Here is a 6,211-nt window from a genome sequence, read left to right on the forward strand (position 1 = left end):
CTTTCGTCTTTAATAAGACGGAAGGCTTTTTTAATATTGAATGATAATTTTAAGAAAAATATTAATGAGGTGTTGAAATGATGACAGAAAACAGAGAAGTTGGAATCGGGATTTTAGGCTTAGGAAACATAGGTAAAGGAGCCCTGGATATCTTAGAAAAAAACAAAAAGTTTATAGAAAAAGAAATCAGCCCCAGCAAGATAAGGATAACAGGCTTAGCTGATTTAGATAAAAGCAGGAAACCAGTATTGGAAGAATACAGCTCTGTCTTCACTTCATCAACCGGGGAAGTAATTAATAACCCAGCAACTGATATTGTGGTAGAAGCTATCGGTGGAGAATATCCTGCCTATAACCTAATTAAACAAGCCTTAATGGCTGGAAAGCATGTTGTTTCTCCGAATAAAGAGCTTATTGCGAAACATGGATATGAATTGCTGGAAATAGCCAAAGAGAAAAAGGTACAATTTTTGTTTGAGACTTCAGTAGCAAGCGCAATTCCCATACTTGGAACTCTTTCGAATGTTTTAACATCCTGTCCGTTAGACAGGATTTCGGGTATTTTAAATGGTACTACTAATTATGTTTTAGATCTTATGTTTGAGAAGAACATGACACAAAAAAAAGCACTACAAAAAGCACAGGAAATGGGCTATGCTGAGGCAGATCCCAGCAAGGATATTATGGGGACAGATACGCTTTATAAAATATTTATTTTGTCATCACTGGGTTTTAGAACGCGTTTAGATCTTAATGATATTACTTATTCTGGTATTACGGAAATTACTTATGAGGATATTGCTCTGGCTAAAGAGCTTGGCTACAAAATTAAGTTATTAGCAACATCTAATAAAAAAGATGATTATATCAATATTGAAGTGCAGCCAATGTTCGTCGAACAGGATGATCTGTTAAGTAAAATTTACGGAGCAAATAACGGAATAATATTACATGGTGAAAGTTATGGGGAGCTGTTTTTTTCCGGAGCAGGAGCAGGAGGAATTGCTGGTGGGAGTATGATTGTGAGTGACATTGTAAGAATAATAAGACAACCGGAATATTTTGAATACAATTATCTCCTGGAAAATTCCAATGGTTTAAAAATTAAAAAATTTAAACAGGAAAAAAGCCGATATTTTATAAGGATTAGAGAAGATATACAGAAGGACATTTGTTCTAAAATTGTAGAAATTTTAGAACAAAATGATTTATCTGCTGAAAAACATGTTAAACTACCTGTTAAAAAGGAGCAGGATATTGGAATTATTACAGGTTTTACAAATGAAGATAAACTAAGAAATACAATTAGAAACATAGGAGAACGGGAAAATAATTTTAAAGTAATGAGTATAATAAAAATTTTTAGTAACCCAAAATAAGTAATAGAATTTTAATGGTTATCGGAGTAATACAATGGTAAAAGTAAGAGTACCGGCAACAACAGCCAATCTTGGCTCAGGTTTTGATTGTCTTGGAATGGCTTTATCTTTATATCTCGATATAGAGATGGAAAAAATAGACTGTGGTTTTGTTTTTCAGGCTGAAGGGGAAGGTTCTGAAATTCTTTCATCAGATAGAGATAATTTAATTTATAAAGCAGCCTCTCTTGTAATAGAGAAAATTGGCTTAAATCCCGAAAAAGAGGGAATTAAAATTTCTATAAGAAACGAAATACCTGTTGAAAGAGGACTGGGAAGCAGTGCTTCGGCTATTATTGGAGGGATATTAGCTGCTGCTGAGCTTTATGATTTAGATATTACCCGGGAAGAAGTTCTACAAATGGCATTTTCTTTAGAAGGACATCTTGATAATATCGTTCCGGCATTAATTGGAGGATTTACTATATCTTACAGAGACCAGAAAGGCCAGATAAAATGGGTTAAACTTGATATTCCCCATGATCTTCGTGCTGTAGTAGGTATACCTCCTTTTACTTTAAGCACAGAAGAAATGCGCAAGGTGTTGCCCAAAAATGTTTCCCTTCAGGATGCAGTTGACAATCTCAGTAAATCAGCTTTACTGGTAAATGCATTACAGCAATCAAAATGGGATCTTATACCGGAAGCAATGCAGGATAGGATTCATCAACCTTTCCGCCTACCATTTATCAAAGGGGCAAAAAATATTTTTTCAGAAGTCCAGAAGAGCGGGATTGCCGGAGTAGCGTTAAGTGGTTCCGGGCCGACTATTATTTCATTAGTCAAGGATGAGGCAGAAAATGAAATTATAAGAATAATGAAAAAAACATTTCACAGTGCAGGCATTAAAAGCCAGGTAATATTATTGGATCCGGATTTAGATGGCGCAAGGATTGAAAAGGGTAAAAATAGCTATTCAATAATAGTACAGAAATATGGAGGTTCTTCCGTTGCAGATACTGGAAAAATAAAAGAAGTTGCCAAAAGAATTGTTCAACAGTCAAAGTCAGGCAATAAAATGATTGTTGTTGTCTCTGCCATGGGAAAAACAACAGATGAATTAATAAAAATATCAAATGAGATATTACAAAATCCAAGTGAGAGGGAAATGGATATGCTGCTTTCAACAGGTGAGCAAGTATCGATTGCTCTTTTGACTATGGCGATTCATGCATTAGGTTCTGACGCAATCTCTTTCACCGGGGGGCAGGCAGGTATTATTACTACCAATTCACATACTAAAGCAAGAATAAATAATATTAACCATAAACGTATTAAAGAGGCGCTTGATAGTGGTAAAATTGTTATTGTAGCGGGATTTCAAGGAGTTGATAGCGAAGGAAATATTACTACACTGGGAAGAGGCGGCTCAGATACAACAGCAATAGCATTAGCGGTTAGAATGAAAGCAGACAGATGTGAAATTTATACTGATGTGGATGGTGTTTATACAGCAGACCCTTCTTTGGTTCCGGAAGCTAAAAAAATAAACAAGATTTCACACGACGAGATGTCCGAAATGGCAATATTAGGAGCAAAAGTATTGTATTATAGAGCGCTGGATATTGCGAGAAACTATCAGGTTAATATTTTGGTAAAACCCAGTTATAATAATGGCAAAGGAACATTAATTGAAACAAGAGAGGAGATCCCCATGTTAGAAAAAGTGCACGTAAGGGCAGTAACCCATGAAATCAATGTCGGGAAAATTATTCTTAAGGATGTTCCTGATATTCCCGGTATAGCTGCAAAGCTTTTTAAAGCACTTGCAAATAAAGAGATTATTGTTGATATGATTATCCAGAGCGCCGAGCATGATAAAGTTAATGACATTGCTTTTACGGTAGCATTGTCAGATCTGGAAAAATCAATTAAAATTACTACAAAGGTAGCAGAGGAAATTGGGTCACCAAAAGTTTTGTATGACAAAGAAGTAGCAAAAATATCTATTGTCGGTGCGGGCATTACCTCAGATCCTTTAATTGCAGCCCGGTTATTTGAAGTATTAGCAAAAAACCATATCAATATTGATATGATAAGTACCTCAGGCATGCGTATTTCATGTATAATTCATCAAGATCGTATTGCAGATGCTGTAAGGGCAGTTCATAAAGAATTTAAATTAGATGAAGAAGGAGAGAAAGATGAAGTATTATAATGTAGCGGTTGTTGGTGCAACCGGAGCGGTAGGAGAAGAAATGACCAGAATTTTGGAACAAAGGAATTTTCCAATTAAAAAACTATCCTTATTTGCTTCTCACCGGTCAGCAGGAAAGGAATACAGTTTTAAGGGAGAAAAAATTATAGTAGAAGAGCTGAAAGACGACTCATTCAAAGATATAGATATTGCACTTTTTTCCGGAGGAGATGAAGTAAGCGAACATTTTGCCCCTCTGGCTGTTAAGGCAGGAGCCGTCGTGATTGATAATGGAAAATATTATCGAATGGACCCTAATGTCCCCCTGGTTATTCCGGAAGTCAACCCTGAAGATGCCTTTAAACATCAGGGAATTATAGCAAATCCCAATTGCTCTACTACCCAGATGGTAGTAGCATTAAAACCAATTTATGATAAAGTAGGTATTAAGAGCGTTATATGTTCTACTTACCAGTCAGTTTCAGGGACAGGTAAAGAAGCAATAGAGGAGCTGGCAGAACAAAGCAAGGCAATTGCTTTAAAAAAAGATTTTCAAATTAATGCCTATCCTTGCCAGATTGCATTCAATGTTCTTCCTCATATAGGCTCTTTTGATAAAGAAGGTTATACTTCTGAGGAAATAAAGATGTTAAATGAAACAAGGAAAATCATGCATGCAGAGCATATAAAGGTATCTTCAACTACGGTCAGAGTTCCTGTTTATCGGGCCCATGCCGAGGATGTACATATTGAAACTGAAAAAGAAATAAGCCCGGAAGAGGCTCGTGAATTACTAAGCAATTTCCCGGGGATAAAAGTAATTGATAAACCAGAACAATGCTTATATCCCCTTTCTTTAGATGCAGAAGGCAAAGACGAGGTATTTGTAGGTAGAATCAGAAAAGACTTAGTCTTTGAGCCTGGTCTGGTTATGTGGGTTGTTTCTGACAACATAAGAAAAGGTGCTGCATTAAATACAATTCAAATTGCTGAGTTGTTAATAAACAGAGAATAACAGAATTCCTATAATTTAACATTCTGATTTGACAGAATATTATTGGTATGATGAAAAAAACAAATGCAATGCGATTATTGGATAAATTAAATATAGACTATGAAGTTATTGAATACAAAGTAAATCCGGATGATCTGAGTGCCGAACATGTATCACAGGATACAGGTATTCCTCTGGATAGGATTTTTAAAACACTGGTTGCATATGGAGAAAATACCGGAGATATAATCGCTTGTATTCCAGGTAATACTGAACTTAATTTAAAAAAATTAGCTCAGGTCAGTAACAATAAAAAAGTTTTTTTAATTCCTGTAAGGGAAATAAACAAAAAAACAGGCTATATAAGAGGGGGTGTTTCCCCATTAGCTTTGAAACACCCCTATCCACACTTTATTGATCAGAGTGCCCTCCGTCATGATTTTATCCTTGTAAGTGCTGGACAGCGGGGATTGCAGATAAAAATTAATCCAGGTGATTTAATTGATATTTGCCAGATGAAAGTTGAAAAACTGTCTTAGGCTTTTCAGTTTTAGATTCTCTAAAATTCACATTATTCTCAATAGAATAACAATATAATAACTTATTGCCAAAGAATAATTCTTGTTATTTTAAAATTGAGAGATTATAATTAAAGAACAGGACTAAATGGGGAAAGGAATAAAAAAGGAGTATAAAAAATGTCCGAAAATATAATTTCTGCTGTTATTGGATTTGTACTTGCTTTTATTTTTTTTGTAATATTGTGGTGGTTATTTTTTCGACCACGTGGTACCGGCCGGGAAATCAAGATATATTCATCAATTGAACAGCTTCGTTCTGTTGGAGAACTTGTTGCCTTCAAAATGGTAACCAAGGAAATTGTTACTGCTTCTCAGCATTGGTTTGGTGAAGCAGGTAAGAGATATCTACAATGGCTTGTTTCTACTAAAAAAATGGCCATGATTTTTGAATTTGATATTGATTTTCGCTATGATTTACGCAGTCCCGATTTTAAGATTGAACAGAAAAATGAAAATCAGTATATATTAAAAATGCCCCGTTGCCTTTATCAGGTACATATCAGAGATATCAGTTTCTATGATGAACAGAATTCCAAGTTCTTACCCTGGTTGCTGCCTGATTTGTTAAATCGGGCTTTTGGATCTGGTTTCAGTGAAGAAGATAAGAATCAGTTAAAAGAAGAGGCAAAAAATCAGGCAGCCCAGATAGCAGAAGGGGTAGTTAACAAACTGCAGTCTGAAGTGGAAAACTCAGCAAGGCAGACACTGCAAACTTTGACCAAAAGCCTGGGAATAGAGAAAGTAAAGATTGATTTTAGCCAATCAAAAATCCTCCCCAGCAGTATTAATGCCAATGAATTGGAAGAAAATATAAAAAAGGCTAAAGAAAGTGTAAAACAACTGGTTAATAAAAAAGAAGATAAGTAGAATAGAAAACAATTATTGTTTTTTTATTGTCTCCTGCCTCTGCCCTGTTGGTATCCTCTCGGTATCCTGATTTCTATTGCCTTGAAGCTATTTTCAGATAATTTTTGCCCGATAATTTTAATTTCCAGGTTTTCTGTTAAAGAAAGATTACCCCTGAGAATAGCCTGGCCGGTATCTATCATCCACTCTTTACCAAAATAGTCTTCCAGTTGAA

General features: G+C 35.4%; 6 protein-coding genes and 1 pseudogene. 6 read left to right on the plus strand and 1 reads right to left on the minus strand.

What is annotated here, in order from left to right; all coding sequences use genetic code 11:
* The first annotated feature begins 77 nt into the window (after positions 1-77).
* The 6 genes and pseudogenes from PHQ99_00850 (at position 78) to PHQ99_00875 (ending at position 5,997) form a co-directional block, all read left to right on the plus strand.
* A complete protein-coding gene (locus tag PHQ99_00850) occupies positions 78-1,379 on the plus strand; it encodes a homoserine dehydrogenase (protein MDD4288132.1) in 1,302 nt (433 codons plus the stop codon).
* Positions 1,380-1,413: 34 nt separating this feature from the next.
* Positions 1,414-2,307: pseudogene (gene thrB, locus PHQ99_00855) on the plus strand (homoserine kinase).
* A 30-nt stretch (positions 2,308-2,337) separates the two neighbouring features.
* Positions 2,338-3,576 (plus strand): aspartate kinase, encoded by a 1,239-nt coding sequence (locus PHQ99_00860; GenBank protein MDD4288133.1) that lies wholly within the window; start codon positions 2,338-2,340, stop codon positions 3,574-3,576.
* The gene (locus PHQ99_00865) at positions 3,563-4,570 is read left to right on the plus strand and encodes an aspartate-semialdehyde dehydrogenase (protein MDD4288134.1); all 1,008 of its coding nucleotides are present in this window, start codon (positions 3,563-3,565) and stop codon (positions 4,568-4,570) included. Before PHQ99_00860 ends, PHQ99_00865 begins: the two co-directional genes overlap by 14 nt.
* A gap of 50 nt (positions 4,571-4,620) precedes the next feature.
* Entirely contained in the window at positions 4,621-5,088 is a 468-nt protein-coding gene (gene ybaK, locus PHQ99_00870) for a Cys-tRNA(Pro) deacylase (protein ID MDD4288135.1), read from the plus strand.
* Between the two features lie 159 nt (positions 5,089-5,247).
* Positions 5,248-5,997, plus strand: coding sequence for a DUF4230 domain-containing protein (locus PHQ99_00875; GenBank protein MDD4288136.1), 750 nt, complete (start codon positions 5,248-5,250; stop codon positions 5,995-5,997).
* Positions 5,998-6,020: 23 nt separating this feature from the next.
* Here the strand turns inward: PHQ99_00875 and PHQ99_00880 are convergent.
* The coding region (locus tag PHQ99_00880; protein MDD4288137.1) for a hypothetical protein at positions 6,021-6,211 on the minus strand (191 nt) is incomplete at its 5' end.

This window comes from Atribacterota bacterium (assembly GCA_028703475.1).
Taxonomy (GTDB): Bacteria; Atribacterota; Phoenicimicrobiia; order Phoenicimicrobiales; family Stramentimicrobiaceae; genus JAQVMU01.

What these genes read in the sequence shown, in the direction of transcription:
- PHQ99_00850 (MDD4288132.1), top strand. Translation starts at nt 78, where the DNA reads ATGATGACAGAAAACAGAGAAGTTGGAATCGGGATTTTAGGCTTAGGA.
- PHQ99_00865 (MDD4288134.1), top strand. Translation starts at nt 3,563, where the DNA reads ATGAAGTATTATAATGTAGCGGTTGTTGGTGCAACCGGAGCGGTAGGA.
- ybaK (MDD4288135.1), top strand. Translation starts at nt 4,621, where the DNA reads ATGAAAAAAACAAATGCAATGCGATTATTGGATAAATTAAATATAGAC.
- PHQ99_00875 (MDD4288136.1), top strand. Translation starts at nt 5,248, where the DNA reads ATGTCCGAAAATATAATTTCTGCTGTTATTGGATTTGTACTTGCTTTT.